This is a genomic window from Pontibacter toksunensis, from assembly GCF_042686245.1.
In the GTDB taxonomy this organism is placed as follows: domain Bacteria; phylum Bacteroidota; class Bacteroidia; order Cytophagales; family Hymenobacteraceae; genus Pontibacter; species Pontibacter toksunensis.
In genome coordinates, this window is sequence record NZ_JBHUOX010000012.1 from 132,349 (window position 1) to 148,093 (window position 15,745).

Genomic DNA, 15,745 nt, shown 5'->3' on the forward strand with positions numbered 1-15,745 from the left:
TGTATTCTTCGCTGTTATTTCACTCCATCAGCACTTAAAAGCGAAGCCGCCTCCTTGTCGTATACAAAGAGGCTTCTGCTATTGAGTTTTTCATTCCTGCTTCATGCTGCTCTTCGCCTTCGTCAGAATGGCTGGAGTACTTGTGTCAGCAGATTACCTACCGAAGGTCTCGTTGTCAGAAAATGGCATCTTGCGTATGGTATACACTTCCTGTAGCTCCTGCCCGTTGAAGAGCTGATTCAGGTAAGCGTACAATACAAAAACTTCGTCTCCGTAACCTGTAGGTGCTGTCGGAAAAACCTCACCGGCTATAAAGCTGTTGTTCAAGGTACCCGAGTTCCACATATCGTTGCTTTTGAACGACAGCACCCTACCCGAAGGCGCACCGCCTGCATTGTTTACCACAATCAGTTGCTTGCCATTCTGGCTCAGCAGCAGTCCATCCGGCCTCTCCAACGGATCATTCAGTTGTACCTTGCTGATGGCAGACGTGTTCTTCAATGGAATTTTGTAAATGGCATTATCAACTGAGTAGGCCACTAACAGATAGCCTGAGGGATGAAAGGCGATACCGTTGAAACCGAAAGCACCCGGAGAAGTGGCAAAATCCTCATTCTCAAAAAAGACAGAAGCGTTTCCCCACATATCTACTTTGTAAATGATCGGAGAGAAACTGTCGGTGATATAGGCGTTACCTTGTTTATCCACTGAAAAGTCATTTGCAAAATGTCCCATTCCAGGTCGCAGGGCACCAAGGTCTACAAAGTGCATCGGGGCACCAGTTTCCAGATCATATATGCCCAGTACTGCCGTCTGCGCGGTTGTAGCAGGGCTTGAGTTGGGCGTACCACCCGGATCGGCACCAGCTACCAGCACTCTATTTCTGGCCTCATCCACCTCCAGCCCAACGGCGGATACCAGGCGATCATCTGTAATAAAAGGCATGTAATTTCCATCGTAACTGACCGTACCGATGTTGCCGGTGGTGATAGAGGAAACCAGGAAGCGCCGGTTAAGCGCATCATGGCTCACACCCTCCGGGTACAGACCGGGATTGGTGAACATGATTTTCTCTGGAACCCTTTTTGCAGCATCCACATCGTCCATTACATCTTTAAAATCATCCCACAACTCTTCAGGGGAGCAGGAGACGGTGCCCAGGCAAATCAGGAAGAAAAGCACAAAGGAAAATCGCTTTTTTAGAAAAGCGGCTGTTGTTACGGATAATTGCTTCATAGTTCAAATTATAGTTTCAAGTAAGTATGGAACAGCCCTAAGCACAAGAGGTTTATAGCCGCAACGGTTTTTACGGATGAGGACCAGGATTCTCGTGGTAAACTATACCCTGATGTAAAGAACCATAGTTGTAATGCTGCTTCGCCTTCCAGTAAAGTAAAGGGTTGGTTCAGGTATACTCTTGATGTGCCTGATACAGTTAACTTTTATTTTTGATTCTTCGCGATTGTCCTGTATAACTAAGGAGAACAGGAAGAGAGAATAAGCAAAACAAACAGGTTGTTCTCTCTAAAGAACTTGTGAAGGTTACAGGTGTTGCGTCCACTGCCATATATCGGCCTCATACTAAAGGATGCGCCTGGTCCAGAATACAATTGCAAATAATTTCCTGATTATCGTTTTATAAACTGCACGTGCCCCTTGCAGCATACTTCCCTGATAACACGAAGAAACCAGCTATTACCTTATCTTCTGGTTCTCACTACAGAACAGATTACCATTTCTGCAGTAAAATCATGACCTTTGGTACAGAAACACATTCCCTTGCCCAGTGCATAACTTACCTGATTTACCTGTTAAGGAAGCCCTTCCCCGGCTGCTGTCATCATTGGAATCCAATGCCAGGGCAGTGCTGGAAGCGCCGCCCGGAGCCGGAAAAACCACACTTGTACCTTTGGCCCTACTGAAGGCCTCCTGGCTGAAAAACGGCAAAATCATTATGCTGGAGCCACGCAGGCTGGCAGCAAGGGCAGCTGCCCAGCGCATGTCAGATATACTGGGTGAAACTACGGGCCAGACAGTAGGTTACTGGGTAAGGATGGAGCATGTGGTTTCAGGCAAAACCCGGATAGAAGTGGTGACCGAAGCTATCCTCACCCGCCTGATACAGGAGGACCCGGGCCTGGAGGGAGTCGCTGCTATCATTTTTGATGAGTTTCATGAAAGGAGCCTGCAGGCAGACCTGGGCCTGGCCCTTGCCTTGGATGCACAGGCCGTGCTGCGGCCGGACCTGCGCCTGCTGGTGATGAGCGCCACACTGGATGCCGCCGCTGTGGGAACCTGGTTGGATGCGCCCGTTATCCGGAGCGAAGGCCGCCAGTTTCCGGTAGAAACGTTTTACCTGCCACCGGCAGAAGTAGCTGCTGCCGGTAACCGCCCCATGGAGCGGCTGGGCAACCTAGTGCCGAAAGCGGTGCGGCAGGCCTTAGCCAAAGAAGAAAGAGGCGATGTACTGGTTTTCCTGCCGGGTAAAGGAGAAATAAAAAAGGTAGCGCAGCACCTCGAAAATAAGTTGCCGCCCGCAACAGACCTGCACTTACTGCACGGGGAGCTCAGCCTCACCAAACAACTGGCGGCCATTCACCCGGCACCCAGGGGTAAACGCAAAGTAGTGCTGACAACCAGTATAGCAGAGACAAGCTTAACGATAGAGGGAATCACCATTGTGGTGGACGGCGGCTATGCAAGGGTTCCGAAGTTTGTGCCCCGCACCGGCCTTACCACATTAGTTACCATTCCGGTGTCCGGTGCTGCTGCTGACCAGCGCCGCGGCAGGGCCGGCCGGCTGGAGCCGGGCGTTTGCTACCGCCTCTGGTCTTCGGCCGATCAGCTGCAGCTCCCGGACAGGCAGGCACCTGAAATCTGTGAAGCGGATCTCACAGGCCTTGTACTGGAACTGGCACTATGGGGCGTGAAAGAGGCATCGGCACTGAAATGGCTGGATACGCCTCCTGCGGCGGCCATGGCACTGGCCCGGGACCTGCTGCAGCGCCTTGGTGCCATAGATAGCGAAGAAAAACCGACGCACCATGGCAAAGCCCTGGCCACGCTGGGTATACACCCGAGATTGGGTCACCTGGTGGTGCGTGGGCAGGAACTTGGCATTGGAAGTACAGCCTGTGCGTTAGCTTCCCTCCTCTCGGAGCGGGACATGCTCAAGCCGGTGCAACTGGCGTGGCAGGAACCACTGCCCGACCTGCAGCTGCGCCTCGAGATACTGGCAGGCAAGCGCCCGCCCACGCCAGGGTATGTACTGGATGAAAATGCACTGCGACGGGTGCGGGAACAGGAACAGAACCTGCGGCAGCGGATTAGAGCAGCAGAAGGCAGATCAAACCCAGAAGCTGCCGGTTTACTCACGGCGCTCGCCTATCCCCACCGGGTGGCACAGCGGGAATCATCCGGAAGGGTACGACTGGTGACGGGGCAGCGGGCGGCACTGCAGACAGAACTCTTCGGCGAAGCTGCCTTCTATGCCGTAGCACACCTGGAAGCAGGAAAGCAGGCGCGGGTATTACTGGCTGCGCCGATAGATAAAAAGGACATTCTGGAGCACTTTTCCGGGATGTTGGAAGAGCTACAGGAAGTGCGGTGGGATGCCAAAACAGAACGCGTGGTGGCAAGGCAGATCGTGCGGCTCGGAGCGCTGGTGCTGGAAGAATCCATGCAGACCAAACCGGACCCGGAACTTGTGGCGCAGGCGCTGCTGCAGGGGCTGCAGGAGAAAGGCGTGGCGCGCCTGCCATGGTCGGAGGAGGCACAGCGCACGCGGCAGCGGCTGGCCTTTCTGCACCACCTGTCACCAGGCTCCTGGCCAGATGCCTCAGATGCTGCACTGGCCGATATGGAAACCTGGCTGCTCCCGCACCTGGCCGGTTTGCGCTCCATGGAACAGGTAACCAGACTGGATTTCAATGAGATTCTGCTCGCTGACCTGTCGTGGGAGCAGCGGCAGGAGCTTAACAGGCTGGCCCCGACGCACCTGGAGGTGCCCAGCGGCTCCCGCATAGCACTTGATTATGCTGATACTGTTTCGCCTGTGCTGGCGGTGCGACTCCAGGAAGTGTTTGGCCTGCTGGACACCCCCAGAATTGGCGGCGGCAAGGTACCCCTGCTCCTCCACCTGCTCTCTCCTGCGTCCCGCCCGGTGCAGGTAACCCAGGACCTTCGCAGCTTCTGGAGCACCGGCTATTTTGACGTCCGGAAAGACCTGCGTGGCCGCTATCCGAAGCACCACTGGCCGGAAGATCCGCTTTCGGCCCCACCCACAAGGGGCATTAAAAGGAGGCCCAGGTAAAGCGAAGAGGAAGTTCCATGAGAAAGAAAAGCAAGAGAGCAATGGTGCCTGAAAGCGTACGGGTAAGGTAAAAGCCACGCAGTGTGCACAGCTCCTGCATGTCTGCATATAATACCAAATCGCATAAAGTGTATTCCATAGGAATGCTTTAAACTGCCGTAGAATCATTTTATCCAGCGGCAACAAGCCTATAGTTCCATTGTAAAAGTATGTGCTCTCCAGGCCGAGAGGCCTCGTCTTTGGACATCGCGTTGGGAGTTTTTCTGCGCCAGGGCGCTGCCGCTGCCGCGGCACCTAAAAATCTCTAAATAGAGGGCCCCTACCCCCAGGCGCTCAACCCAAAGACTGGAAACACCTTCACTTCGTGACAACGAATAGAAAAGTCTTGGTTTGATGGAAGGAACTTTAGGCGATTTGGTAGTAGTTCTTGGTCTGATGTTTTTTTGGAGGGCTAAATAATTAACTGATTCATAAGATAAATCTCAGATGAGTCGTTTCAAGAACTAAAGCGGTGTCAGAAAGGCTTTTGTTATGAACAGAGTAAATTATCAGCGTAAGCAGGTTCTGCACAAGGCTTTTCTTCTGAACAAATACCTTCACCTGCGCTTTTAAATGAACCTGGCCATGGACACCAATCTGTATGAACAAGCTCCTCCACTCCAAGTACACCTGGGTTTTCTTTTTAGGAAGTATAAGTTTTGTTTTACTTACAGGGGAGGTAATAAATGAACGCCTCCGGATGCATGACCTGGAGGTATATTACAGAACAGCTGCCCGCCTGATGCAGGGGGAGGCGCTCTACAGAATAGCAACTGACGGGCATTATGTTTATAAATACTCGCCCACAGCCGCCATTTATTTCATTCCCTTCCTGTTGCTGCCCTTTTCTGTAGCCAAGGTGCTGTACTGGGTTCTGCTGACATTTTTAACAGGGGTTGCCTTTCAACTCTTTTATAGGATGCTTTTACCTCAGGATGGTCTGGCTTCTGATAACAGGAAGCAGAATATCGTCCTGCTGCTGTCATTTCTTGCTGTTGCGGTACACTTACACCGGGAGTGGCACCTGGGCCAGGTGAACCTGCTGCTGCTGGGCCTCTATATTTTTATGATGAAGGGCCTGGTACACGGTAAACCTGTTGTAGCTGGGCTGCTGCTGGCGGCAAGCCTGTTTATCAAACCCTTCGGGCTGATTTTCTTTCCTTACCTGCTCCTGAAGCAAAGGTACAGGACAATCTTTTACGCTGTGGGATTTATACTGCTGCTGGGGCTTTTGCCTATGTTATTTTATCCCTCCCTGCCTGCTTTCAAACATCTATACCTGAGCTGGTTCCAAGAGCTGACGATTGAACTGAAAGCAAAGCAGCGCCTGCTCACGGAAGGGAACCACACCATCTTTTCAGTGTTGGCGCGTTACACGCCGGTACAGTATGCTTTAACAAGCGCTGCAGCCATCAAAGTATACCAATTCGTACTGCTCGTTCTGATAGGAGGCTTGTTCCTGCTGTTTAACAGGTGGGGGCGCCAACTGCGAGAACAGCAAGTGCCGGAGCTTGCCTTTCTGATAGCCCTGGTACCTCTTTTTGCTTTCACCAGCGAGAATGCTTTCTTATTTACAGCCCCCTGCATCATGTATCTGGTTTACAATTACCAGAATTTCTCCCTTGCAGGAAAGGCAGCGCTTATTCTTGCCTGTTTCCTGATTGGGGCAACTATACGTGACGTAACAGGTGCCGCCGTCTACGGGTACCTTCAGGCGCTATCTGTCTACAGTGTTGGTACCGTGTTACTCTTAGTCCTTATGTTCGCGCTGCAGTATAAGAAAAAGGGAAAGACGCTGGATAACAATCCCCGCAAAGGCGAAGAAATCAGGGCTTAACCGGCTTCTCCTGCATAGCGGCATGCTCTTCATCCTGTTCATCGGGCATGAATCCTGTTGCTGGTGCCGGATACTGAGGGAACGCTAACATCGGCAGGTTAAGCTCCTCCAGCAACCTGCTGGTCGTGCTGCTTTGCATCATATTTTTCCAGAAGCCACGCCTGGACACAGTAAAGGCTAATAGATCAGCATTGTAAGCCTGCACAAAATGCACAATGCCTTCCGCTACCTTGTCACATCGAACTTGGGAGAAAGTGTAGGTGTCATCGGGAAGATCCTTCAGCAGTTCATTCTTTCTGATGTCAATGTTCACCTGGCTTTGTTTGTCCCCGCAATCAACATAAAGCAGTGTTAAGGCAGAGCTGAACAAGTGCCTTAACTGTGACAACTGCACCAGGGCGCCTGCTTCACCAGGCTCCAGTGCAGAAGCATACACCACCCTGTTCACCGGGCTGAGGCGGGCTTTCTGTGGAACAGCCAGCACCGGGCATGACGCATGCTTCACCAGATGCTTTGTAGTGGACCCAAACAGTTTGTTTTCCAATGATCCGCGTCCTGTTGTGCCTATTATTATCAGGCTCGCCTTTCGCTTTTGGGCGAGTTCGAGCAGCCCTTCTACCACGCTTCCTACCACTACGGTATAGGCTACCGGCACATCAACCTCAGGGTCGTTCTTAACGCGTTTTACAAATTTCCTTAGCTTTGCCAGTGCATCCTGCTTTGTCTCATACAAAGGCAGGGCATACACCGGGTGGTGTACTTCAGCAGCATATACCGGGGTCTGGTACACATGGCACAGTAACAGCTTTGCATGTATACGCGATGCCAGGTTCAAGGCTGTTTCAAGCGCTTTAAGCGAAGCCTCTGAATAATCGACAGGAACAAGTAATGTTTTCATCTGGTGCAGGTTAAAGTTCAGAAAGGTATGCGCGTGTTAAAGCTGTACTTCGGTCAGGTTCTCCAGCAGTATGTTGTTGCTTTGTGTATTCACTGCGGGTAAAGCAAGAATAGGCACAAAGGCGTTCACCATCAGTCTTTGGGTAATGCTCTTGTTCAGTAGCGTCTCCAGGAAAGAGTGCTTCTGGGGGATTAACACGAGCAGGTCCGCTTCTTTTTCCCTTACAAAGTCCTGAATTGCCTCGGCAGGATCATTGCGTTGTTGGAAAACAACCTCATAGTCGATGTCGTGCAGGTGCTTATCTAAAGTATACAGAGCCGCTAAAGCATTTTCCTGCTGGTCTTGCCGCATATCCTTTTTATATAAATGCAACACCTGCAGCTTGCTTCTGAAGAACTTCACAAACACACGCAGCGAATCGAACACCTGCGCAGTTGGCAACTTGGAAAGATCGGAAGCAAAAACAATAGACTTCAACCCATCAAACTTCACATTCCCCGGAACAGCCAGCACCGGCACCTGCACGTCCCGGATGACGGCTGTTGTGGTACGGCCGAGCAAAGCCCGTTGTAACCCACCTCCTCCCCTTGTTCCCATCACCACCAAGTCTGCCTGGTGCACATCAACCGCTTTCAGAATCTCATCGAAGCCAAAGCCATACTTGCACACACACTTAATGCTCAGCCTGGCTTTTTCCGCCGGCTCCAGGTCAATGGACACGGCATGGTACCCGCTTTTAGTTTTGTGAATGTCATTGTCTTCTGCAGTAGCTGCCGGAACAGTTGTGAGGAAGCGTAGCGAGAAGTCTGCAAACAAACTCTCCCGGACCTCATGTACGTTCGCCTCCAGCTTCTTTGCTTTCTCTCTTTCCAGCTCATGCACCACAGTGGTAAAATTCATGTGGTAGGGGTAAGAGAGCGGCTGGTAAAATGCGTGAAACAGCACGATGCCTGATCCCGTTGCCTTCGCCAGTTCTATGGCATAAAGCAAGGCATTATGTGCATTCTGAGAATAATCGGTGGGTACTAAAATGGTTCTCATAATTTCAGGTTCTTAATCTTAAATTTCTCCAGCCGCTTCATAACCAACTGGTTCACATCACAAAGAAAGGGTATATAGCCATCATCGGGGATAATGCACGTCAGCATAAAGATTGATTTTTCTCACCTTCCTCTGTCAAGGGTTTTCTGCAGCAGAAGGGTCTTTTCGCAAACCAGGTTTCCTGATTCTGTAGCTAGTTTAGCCAACGTTCCTTCCCTTACACAGGAGAAAAGTCAGGCTGCCGGATGACTTTCATCATATCCTAATGCCTGAAAAAGGCTCAACTTTAAATTACTTACCATTATTCAATTTTGATGAGGCAGTTAACATTAGGGCCAGCGGAAGTACAGGAAAAAAGAAGTGCTTCGGGCATTTATGGAAGGAGGTTTAAAATGAGGCATGCAAAGACCATCACCGTTCTGGTGTTGCTTATTTCTTTATTAGCCCTGGCTGCTACAGCAACTGGCATATTTACAGAGGAGGGACCGGGAGCCTATGCCTACACCTCTATCCGGGGGCAGGAAGTGCTGATTTACGGAAAAGGTTTGTACCAGCACATGTCAGCGGAAGTGGCGCCACAGGGTATAGCGCAGGATGTAGTGACCTTGTTCATCGGCATCCCCCTGCTGCTGCTTTCGCTGGTGCTGTCACGGAGAGGCTCTCTGGCAGGCAGCTACCTGCTGACGGGCACCATAGGCTACTTCCTGGTGACGTACCTGTTTTACACCGTTATGGGCATGTACAATGCCCTGTTCCTGGTTTACGTAGCCTTGCTTGCTGCCAGCTTCTTTGGTTTCATACTTGCGCTGCGCTCCCTCCCGTCAGCAAATACCAACACGTACTTCCATGCCCATACTCCAGTTAAACTGGCAGGTGGTTTCCTGATGATTGCAGCAGTTGCGATTGGCTTGTTATGGTTGAGTATCATAGTACCGCCCCTGGCCGACGGCGTTGTTGTTCCCCTACAGGTAGAGCATTACACGACCCTGGTAGTACAGGGGCTGGATTTAGGTATTCTGTTACCAGCGGCTTTTGTGGCGGGTAGGCTGCTTGTCCATAAATACGACGCCGGCTACCTGCTGGCACCTGTATACCTTGTTTTCCTTTCCATCCTGATGACGGCATTAACAGCTAAAGTTATTGCGATGGCGCTTTTAGGGTACAATGTGTTTCCGGTTGTTATCATTATCCCGCTGTTTAACCTGACTGCCATTATGTGCGCTGTGCTGCTCCTGAGGAGTATCAACAAAAGCAAAGCAGTTCGCGTTGAAACCTCTGCTGTAGCAAAATCAAGTAAAAGAACCCACTCTTCATGAAGCTGAGTTCAGTTATACTTTATCTACTCCAACTTTGTCTTTCAGTGGCAGGATGAGGCACCAATTCATGTCAGTTCCAGTGAAAGGTTCCTTCAAAATAACTGTCCCCTCCTACTGCTGCTGTCTGAGTTATGAAATCCTCCTTCAGGCGCTATGCTGTAGAATTCCCTGCACCTGCTAAGGAACATTATGGCTGTGTTGTCGTTTCAGAACTCTTGATAACATGAACATTTGTAAAGCAGCAGAATTAAAAATGACCCTTGAACAAAACGCAGAAAGTATTTTAAGAGAGCAGCTGGTTGTGTTACTGAAAGGCGGCTTCGCCCCCAATGTCATCCTGCTGCAGGAGTTTGACTATAAGAAGGCCGGGGTTATGCTGGATGGCCTCCATTTCTCTGCATGGGTACTTTTAGGGCACATAAAGGCACGCCAGCATACGCTGCTCAACTTCATGAAGGACCCTGAAAACAACCCCGACGTGTGGCCGGATGCGCACTGGCCGGAAAACCATACCCCGGAGACAAAGGAAGAGTGGGAAAGTGCCATCAGCGACTATGAGTCTGAACTACAGGAAATGATAGACATGATAGCAAAACCTGAGACGCCGCTATTTCAGAAACAGGCAAATGGGCTAACCCTCTCCTGGGCCGCTCTAACTACACTGCACCATACCGGCTATCACATAGGGCAGCTCAAGACGGTAGGCAGGCAGTTGGGGGTTTGGTAGGTGGTCAGGCATACAGCGCCTCCTGCGATGCGATGATTTCCTGTTTCAGCTGTTCAAAATCGTGGTGTGCGGGATTCGGTGAGAAGGTCATCGGCTGCCCTTTCTGACCGGGGTATTGGAGGAAACGGATCAGGGGGCCGGCAATGATGTCTGCTTTTTCTACCTGCTCGTCTGTCAGCTGGTCCATCCAGTAGCCGGACTGGCCTTTCTTCAGGTGCTTCGGGTTTTTACTTTTTAGGGCAGCAAAGCTCATCGCTTCCTGTAATTCGTCCTGCTGGCTTTGGTTTAGTTCTACCCCCAGGTAATGCAGCAGCCGCTCCAGTTCCTGCTGGAAATCGAGCAGGAAGCCTTCATAGAAAGAGATGTGGATGTTGTACTCGCGCTGAAGGCGAAGATGGTCGAACACATGCCATACCCACTCGTGCATTAGTTTTTCAAATTTTTTCTCCAGGAACTGCTGCGGATCTTTCTCCTCCTGCGGGTAATACTTCAGCATGTATTCTGAGCAATAGTATTTGGAGGCGGAGATGACCCGGTCTCTCGGGTCCCTGACAATGTATACCTTCTTATCGAACAGGCGCATCAGTTCGCCGCTTCTTTTACAGATCGGGGAGTGTGTCCAGACGTGGTTTGTCCTGGTGAGGTAGTCTTCTATATCAGTAACGGGCATTCTGAAAATGCTGCTGATGCGGTAGGAGTACTGCAGGTCCGTAATCTCCAGCACATCTATGCTGGCCTGGCTGGGGTAGTTCAGGTCCCAGGTTTTGGCCAGCTCGTAAATGGGGTGCTGTTGTATGAAGGTGGTGGTATCGCGGCCCGTTCGGGACAGGATTTGCTGGATGATCTGGTAAAGCCAGAAGTTGCCGCACTTCGGTGCTCCGCCCTGCAGTATTTTCATGTTCAGAGGTTCTTTTGCGTATTATCGGTCAGCTATACGGCATCAAAAACATAAAGTGCCACTTTTCCCCTTAGATAATTACCCCGCCTGCCTGTTTTCCTGTATCCACTTCAGGCCGGCCTGAAACAGCGCAACGGCCAGCCCCACCCGCTTGTCAAAATTGTTGTTTGTTGTAAAACCCTGTTGGGCATACTGGCGCACAAGCGCCAAGTTCGTCTCCAGGTCAAGTGGCTCCACCAGGTCATCAGCCTCTGCCCGGAATGAGGCAAAGCGCTCCTCATCCGCCTCGAAGGTTTGGGTAACGAAGGTTCCTCCCTGTTGGCGGGCAGCGCATAAAATGCCACTTGCCTTGGCTAAGGATGGAGCCAGCGTTCCTTCCAAACCTCTTTTCAAGACGATGACGCCGTTGAAGCCAGCCATGTCTGCCAGCCGTATCATCTTCTGCATGTATGTGATGTGAAAGACGGAGGTTATCAGAATTTCCGCTCGGCATGGATTGAGCACTTTTTCCAGAGTAGCCAGGAAAGGACGTTTGAAAATAGTTCTTCTGCGTTCTACCCACTCATCCAAAGCGGGCGATAAGTCTTTCTGATCTAAGGCCCAGCCAAAAACAGGCGCCTCTTCCTGCAGTTCTTTTGTGGCTTGGAGAAATTGTCCCTCCAGCCCCTTGTATAAATCCAGCGCGTTCAGGCTTAGCTTGGGGCCTGCCGATGTTCCCATATTTACGAGCACACGATACCCTGTTTCCTGTAAAGCCTGCGCCAGTAAGGGCGTGAGCATATAGGAGTGCTCTACGCCATCGAACGGTTCTGCCAACTGAACAGTAGTGCCGGGTAATGCTACTGGTTCCTGGAATCCGGGGGAATAGGTGGCTTCAATGGCTTTCATCAGGCCATAGTATTCTTCATCTGTCTCGTACCGGATGCGCAGCATACTGGCTGCCATGCCCCTGTACGCTTCGCCGGGCAACGCTGAAAAAAGGTACTGGCCGAGTTTCTCTGCTTCCGCTTCCGTTAAGGTTTGTTTTTGCAGCAGTTTCACTCCTGTCTCTTTCATTTCAGCGGGTGTATCCGCGCAGAGGGTGTCATAGAGTTCAACCACATTAAAAGCATTAGTTTGCCCATTTGAAGGCAACAGTAGTTCCTGTTCTGTGTGGGTAGGCCCTTTTGCAAGCAAAGCGCCATAAAAGGCTCCTTTCTGAATAGCACTCACCTCCTGCGCAAACTGCAGGTATGCCGCAATTTCATGGAGCAAGGGCTCTGGCAGAGGCTTGCTTCCGTGCCTGCCTATCCCGATGATTTTGATGCCTTCTACCAGCGGGTTATGTTGTAGTGTATATGCTGCTTTCATATTTTAGAGTTGTCAGTGAGATTTACGCAAATGTTGCTGAAGCAGTCCGTCATGCTTTTCATTCGCCGCGGTTGCGTGCCTTCAACAACTACATGTTCACGTCATTTTACCAAATGGAGAAATCTATCTGGAGCAAAACAGGATTTTCCCCTTTGGCACCAATGACTACCACAGTATTTATTTTGCTGTTTGGGCTGCCGAAAAATATGACAAGATAACCAGTATTTCTTTAACACCCCGCCAGGTCGAGGGCATCTGTTTGGATCATGGGGACTCGCTGGCCCATTTTCTTCTGGATAATTTTAAAGTGATGCTCGTCTTCCGGTGTTACAAAGGATATTGCCTCCCCTTCAGAGGCAGCACGCCCGGTCCTGCCTATCCGGTGCACGTAGTCCTTCGGGGAGCGTGGCAGTTCATAGTTAATCACGTGGGGCAGTAACTTAATATCGATGCCCCGCGAGGCTAAGTCAGTTGCGACTAAGACTCTTATTTTGCCGGCTTTGAATTTTTTTAGCGCCTCCGTCCGGGCGCCCTGGCTTTTCTCCCCATGCAGGCCAGCCGCTTCAATCCCGTTTTTATTTAGTTTAACTACGATATTATTGGCTGTTCTGATGGAAGAGGTAAATACCAATACCTGCTGCATATTGCCGGTCTTGATCAGGTAACGGAGCAACGGGCCTTTTTTCCCGGTTTCAACATGGTAAGCTACCTGCTTTATAAGTTCAGGAACAGAGGCCTCTGCCTCCACCTGAATTTTCACGGGGTTTGACAGAAGCCTTGTAACCATGGCCTCGACATCCTCCCCTAGTGTTGCGGAGAAAAGAACATTCTGGCGTTTTACAGGCAGGAGAGCAAACACTTTATCAACCTCCTCTTTAAAGCCAAGGCTCAGAATTTTATCTGCTTCGTCCAGCACCAGCGTCTCTACCTCTGCCAGTTTCACTGCGTTGTGCGAAACCAGGTCCAGCAACCGCCCAGGGGTAGCAATAAGTATTTCAGTGCCGCTGAGCTGCATCATCTGCGGGTTAATGGAAACGCCCCCATACACGGCCATCGTTTTCGCCTTATGGGGCAGCCTGGCGTTGAAGGCATGGAACACCTCATTAATCTGGATGGCTAACTCCCTTGTCGGCACCAGAATTAGGACCTTCACATACCTGTTTTTAATGGGGTCTTTCCCCTGGAACATTTCCAGGATAGGCAAGGCAAAGCTTGCTGTTTTACCGGAACCCGTTTGGGCAATGCCCAGTACATCCCTCCCCCGTAGCACAGCAGGAATCGCTTCTTTTTGAATAGGGTAAGGCTGTGTGTACTGCTGTTCGGCTACAGCTTTCAAAAGGGGGGCTGACAAGCCTAAAGATGAAAATGACATGGTATGCCTGAATTTAGGTGATAAAGCTGGTGCTTTTGTGTACAAAGATAGGGCTAATAATGTTCTCCCAGCTTAGCTCCGAAAGAGCACTGCGGATACCTTCTCCAACAAACAAAACAAGCAGCAGGCAAATCACCGGTTAAAAACCTGCGGCGGCATCGTCTCCCCTTGGGTCGGCGCCTCCTTCCATCCTGCCATCAGGCAGCACCAGTATGCCGGCAGCCCTCCCGATTCCGTTCACGTTCGGAGCTATTTTATGCCCCATTAACCACAGGCGCAAGCCAGTAACCGGCCCCAGAGCGCCCAGCTCCGTCAGCACCCAGTCGGGCTCCCACTGGTGGTGGTACCTCCCTTTGTTTACAGCGCCCTGCATGGGCAAGTCATGCACAATCACGTTCATGATGATCTGGTAAACGGTTGTGATAATGGTGGAGCCGCCCATGCTGCCCACCACCATGTATAGCTCTCCTTCTTTCTCCAGTATGGTCGGGGTCATGGAACTGAGCATGCGCTTGCCAGGCGCGATGGCATTGGCTTCCCCACCTATCAGCCCGTAGGAATTAGGATAACCCGGTTTGGCACTGAAGTCGTCCATCTCATTATTCAGTAAAAAGCCTGCGCCATCCACAAACACAAGAGAACCGAAATTACTGTTCAGCGTGGTGGTAACAGAGATGGCATTCCCCATCGGATCCACTATGGAGTAATGTGTGGTTTGGGCCCCTTCGGCAAGTGCAGGCTCCCCGGCATACACTTGCTCGCTGTCTGTGTCGCTTTCCATGGAGAAGTCATGCATCCGGTTTTTGATGTAGGTCTTGTCCAGCAGACCCTCCACCGGGACATCATAAAAATCCGGGTCTCCCAGGTGCTTTGCCCGGTCAGCGTATACCCGTTTCTCAGCTTCTATTTTAAAATGGGCTGTTTTTGCTGTTTTTACCCCCCACTCCCCAACAGGATAGTTTTCTGAAATAGTCAACAGCTGAATCAGGGCAATTCCGCCGCTGGAGGGCGGTGGCATGGAAATGACGGTATGTTCTCCTACCTGAGCTGTAAGCGGGTCGCGCCAGATGGCGCGGTAGTTTGCCAAGTCCATTTTAGAGATGATGCCCCCTCCTCTTTTCATTTCATCCACGATATACTGCGCCGTAGCCCCCTCGTAAAAGCCGGCCCTGCCTTTGTCCCGTATCCTTGCCAGCGATTTGGCCAGGTCCGGCAGTTGGAGGGTATCGCCTTGCCTCCACTTGTCCTTCAAGATAAACTCCGGCCTTCTGCTGCTGTATGTGATAAAGTTTTCGCGGTATTCATTCAGTTTTGTTGCCTCCTTTTCGGTCAGGGGAAAGCCTTTTGCTGCCAGCGACACTGCCGGCTGCACCAGTGTCTCCCACGGCATACTCCCATACTTTTCATGCAGCTGCACCATGCCGTCTACTGTGCCAGGCACACCCGCTGCCAAATGCCCGTTTACACTCAGGCCCTCTATTACTTCCCCCGCCTCATTCAGGTACATGTCCCGGTGGGCCGCACCAGGCGCTTCTTCCCTGTAATCCAGCGCATCGACGGTGCCATCCTGCTGGCGCAGCACCAGGAAGCCACCACCACCAATATTTCCTGCGTCAGGGTAAACAACGGCGAGGGCAAACTGAACGGCAATGGCCGCATCTGCTGCGTTTCCCCCATGTTTCATGATTTCCGCTCCAACAGCAGAAGCGAGCGGGTGCGCCGATACCACCATGGCCTGGTCTGTTATAAGGCCTACTTCATCCAGTTCTCTGTCCTGGCAACCAACTGTAAGTAATAGTATGAAAGGAATGAGTATTTTTTTGATCATTGAAAAGTGTTCTTGTCTCTTAGAGACTTACGGAAATCAGCCTTCATCAAGTTTTTCTGAAAGATTTTGCCCTCTGAGTTACAAGTGGAGGCTGAAGTATGGCAGTAGCGCGTTTCCTGTGCCTGAA

12 protein-coding genes are annotated in these 15,745 nt (G+C 51.1%); 4 read left to right on the plus strand and 8 right to left on the minus strand.

The window, feature by feature from the left end:
• Window positions 1-153: 153 nt before the first annotated feature.
• Window positions 154-1,236: a hypothetical protein gene (locus ACFS7Z_RS16290; RefSeq protein WP_377486720.1), complete on the minus strand. Its 1,083-nt coding sequence runs from the start codon at window positions 1,234-1,236 to the stop codon at window positions 154-156.
• A gap of 550 nt (window positions 1,237-1,786) precedes the next feature.
• Between ACFS7Z_RS16290 and hrpB the strand changes: the two genes are divergently transcribed.
• Window positions 1,787-4,312 carry an ATP-dependent helicase HrpB gene (gene hrpB, locus ACFS7Z_RS16295; RefSeq protein ID WP_377486723.1) on the plus strand — a complete coding sequence of 842 codons (2,526 nt, stop codon included), beginning with the start codon at window positions 1,787-1,789 and terminating at the stop codon, window positions 4,310-4,312.
• Here hrpB and ACFS7Z_RS16300 read toward each other — a convergent pair.
• Window positions 4,293-4,451, minus strand: a complete 159-nt coding sequence (locus ACFS7Z_RS16300) for a hypothetical protein (protein WP_377486725.1) — start codon at window positions 4,449-4,451, stop codon at window positions 4,293-4,295. The two genes, hrpB and ACFS7Z_RS16300, sit on opposite strands and share 20 nt — an antisense overlap.
• 501 nt (window positions 4,452-4,952) lie before the next feature.
• On the opposite strand from ACFS7Z_RS16300, the gene ACFS7Z_RS16305 reads away from it, so the two are divergent.
• Window positions 4,953-6,188, plus strand: a complete 1,236-nt coding sequence (locus tag ACFS7Z_RS16305) for a glycosyltransferase family 87 protein (RefSeq protein WP_377486728.1) — start codon at window positions 4,953-4,955, stop codon at window positions 6,186-6,188.
• On the opposite strand, the gene ACFS7Z_RS16310 is transcribed toward ACFS7Z_RS16305, so the two are convergent.
• Window positions 6,178-7,086, minus strand: coding sequence for a universal stress protein (locus ACFS7Z_RS16310; RefSeq protein ID WP_377486731.1), 909 nt, complete (start codon window positions 7,084-7,086; stop codon window positions 6,178-6,180). The two genes, ACFS7Z_RS16305 and ACFS7Z_RS16310, sit on opposite strands and share 11 nt — an antisense overlap.
• 36 nt (window positions 7,087-7,122) lie before the next feature.
• Window positions 7,123-8,127, minus strand: coding sequence for a universal stress protein (locus ACFS7Z_RS16315; protein ID WP_377486734.1), 1,005 nt, complete (start codon window positions 8,125-8,127; stop codon window positions 7,123-7,125).
• Between the two features lie 314 nt (window positions 8,128-8,441).
• Between ACFS7Z_RS16315 and ACFS7Z_RS16320 the strand changes: the two genes are divergently transcribed.
• Both ACFS7Z_RS16320 and ACFS7Z_RS16325 read left to right on the plus strand, forming a co-directional pair.
• Window positions 8,442-9,443, plus strand: coding sequence for a hypothetical protein (locus tag ACFS7Z_RS16320; protein WP_377486737.1), 1,002 nt, complete (start codon window positions 8,442-8,444; stop codon window positions 9,441-9,443).
• A gap of 253 nt (window positions 9,444-9,696) precedes the next feature.
• The gene (locus ACFS7Z_RS16325) at window positions 9,697-10,170 is read left to right on the plus strand and encodes a hypothetical protein (protein ID WP_377486740.1); all 474 of its coding nucleotides are present in this window, start codon (window positions 9,697-9,699) and stop codon (window positions 10,168-10,170) included.
• Window positions 10,171-10,174: 4 nt separating this feature from the next.
• On the opposite strand, the gene ACFS7Z_RS16330 is transcribed toward ACFS7Z_RS16325, so the two are convergent.
• From ACFS7Z_RS16330 to ggt, 4 genes are all read right to left on the minus strand, one after another.
• Entirely contained in the window at window positions 10,175-11,068 is an 894-nt protein-coding gene (locus ACFS7Z_RS16330) for a sulfotransferase domain-containing protein (protein WP_377486742.1), read from the minus strand.
• Between the two features lie 78 nt (window positions 11,069-11,146).
• Window positions 11,147-12,418, minus strand: a complete 1,272-nt coding sequence (locus ACFS7Z_RS16335) for an anthranilate phosphoribosyltransferase (RefSeq protein WP_377486744.1) — start codon at window positions 12,416-12,418, stop codon at window positions 11,147-11,149.
• Between the two features lie 229 nt (window positions 12,419-12,647).
• Window positions 12,648-13,790 carry a DEAD/DEAH box helicase gene (locus tag ACFS7Z_RS16340; RefSeq protein WP_377486746.1) on the minus strand — a complete coding sequence of 381 codons (1,143 nt, stop codon included), beginning with the start codon at window positions 13,788-13,790 and terminating at the stop codon, window positions 12,648-12,650.
• 139 nt (window positions 13,791-13,929) lie between these two features.
• The gene (gene ggt / locus ACFS7Z_RS16345) at window positions 13,930-15,618 is read right to left on the minus strand and encodes a gamma-glutamyltransferase (RefSeq protein ID WP_377486748.1); all 1,689 of its coding nucleotides are present in this window, start codon (window positions 15,616-15,618) and stop codon (window positions 13,930-13,932) included.
• Between the last annotated feature and the right edge of the window lie 127 nt (window positions 15,619-15,745).

Excerpts from the sequence above, each read along its gene's own strand:
- ACFS7Z_RS16305 (WP_377486728.1), top strand. The coding sequence starts at position 4,953 with ATGAACAAGCTCCTCCACTCCAAGTACACCTGGGTTTTCTTTTTAGGA.
- ACFS7Z_RS16300 (WP_377486725.1), bottom strand. The coding sequence starts at position 4,451 with ATGGAATACACTTTATGCGATTTGGTATTATATGCAGACATGCAGGAG.
- ACFS7Z_RS16330 (WP_377486742.1), bottom strand. The coding sequence starts at position 11,068 with ATGAAAATACTGCAGGGCGGAGCACCGAAGTGCGGCAACTTCTGGCTT.
- ACFS7Z_RS16325 (WP_377486740.1), top strand. The coding sequence starts at position 9,697 with ATGACCCTTGAACAAAACGCAGAAAGTATTTTAAGAGAGCAGCTGGTT.
- ACFS7Z_RS16320 (WP_377486737.1), top strand. The coding sequence starts at position 8,442 with ATGAGGCAGTTAACATTAGGGCCAGCGGAAGTACAGGAAAAAAGAAGT.
- ACFS7Z_RS16340 (WP_377486746.1), bottom strand. The coding sequence starts at position 13,790 with ATGTCATTTTCATCTTTAGGCTTGTCAGCCCCCCTTTTGAAAGCTGTA.
- ACFS7Z_RS16335 (WP_377486744.1), bottom strand. The coding sequence starts at position 12,418 with ATGAAAGCAGCATATACACTACAACATAACCCGCTGGTAGAAGGCATC.
- ACFS7Z_RS16315 (WP_377486734.1), bottom strand. The coding sequence starts at position 8,127 with ATGAGAACCATTTTAGTACCCACCGATTATTCTCAGAATGCACATAAT.
- ACFS7Z_RS16290 (WP_377486720.1), bottom strand. The coding sequence starts at position 1,236 with ATGAAGCAATTATCCGTAACAACAGCCGCTTTTCTAAAAAAGCGATTT.
- ACFS7Z_RS16310 (WP_377486731.1), bottom strand. The coding sequence starts at position 7,086 with ATGAAAACATTACTTGTTCCTGTCGATTATTCAGAGGCTTCGCTTAAA.
- ggt (WP_377486748.1), bottom strand. The coding sequence starts at position 15,618 with ATGATCAAAAAAATACTCATTCCTTTCATACTATTACTTACAGTTGGT.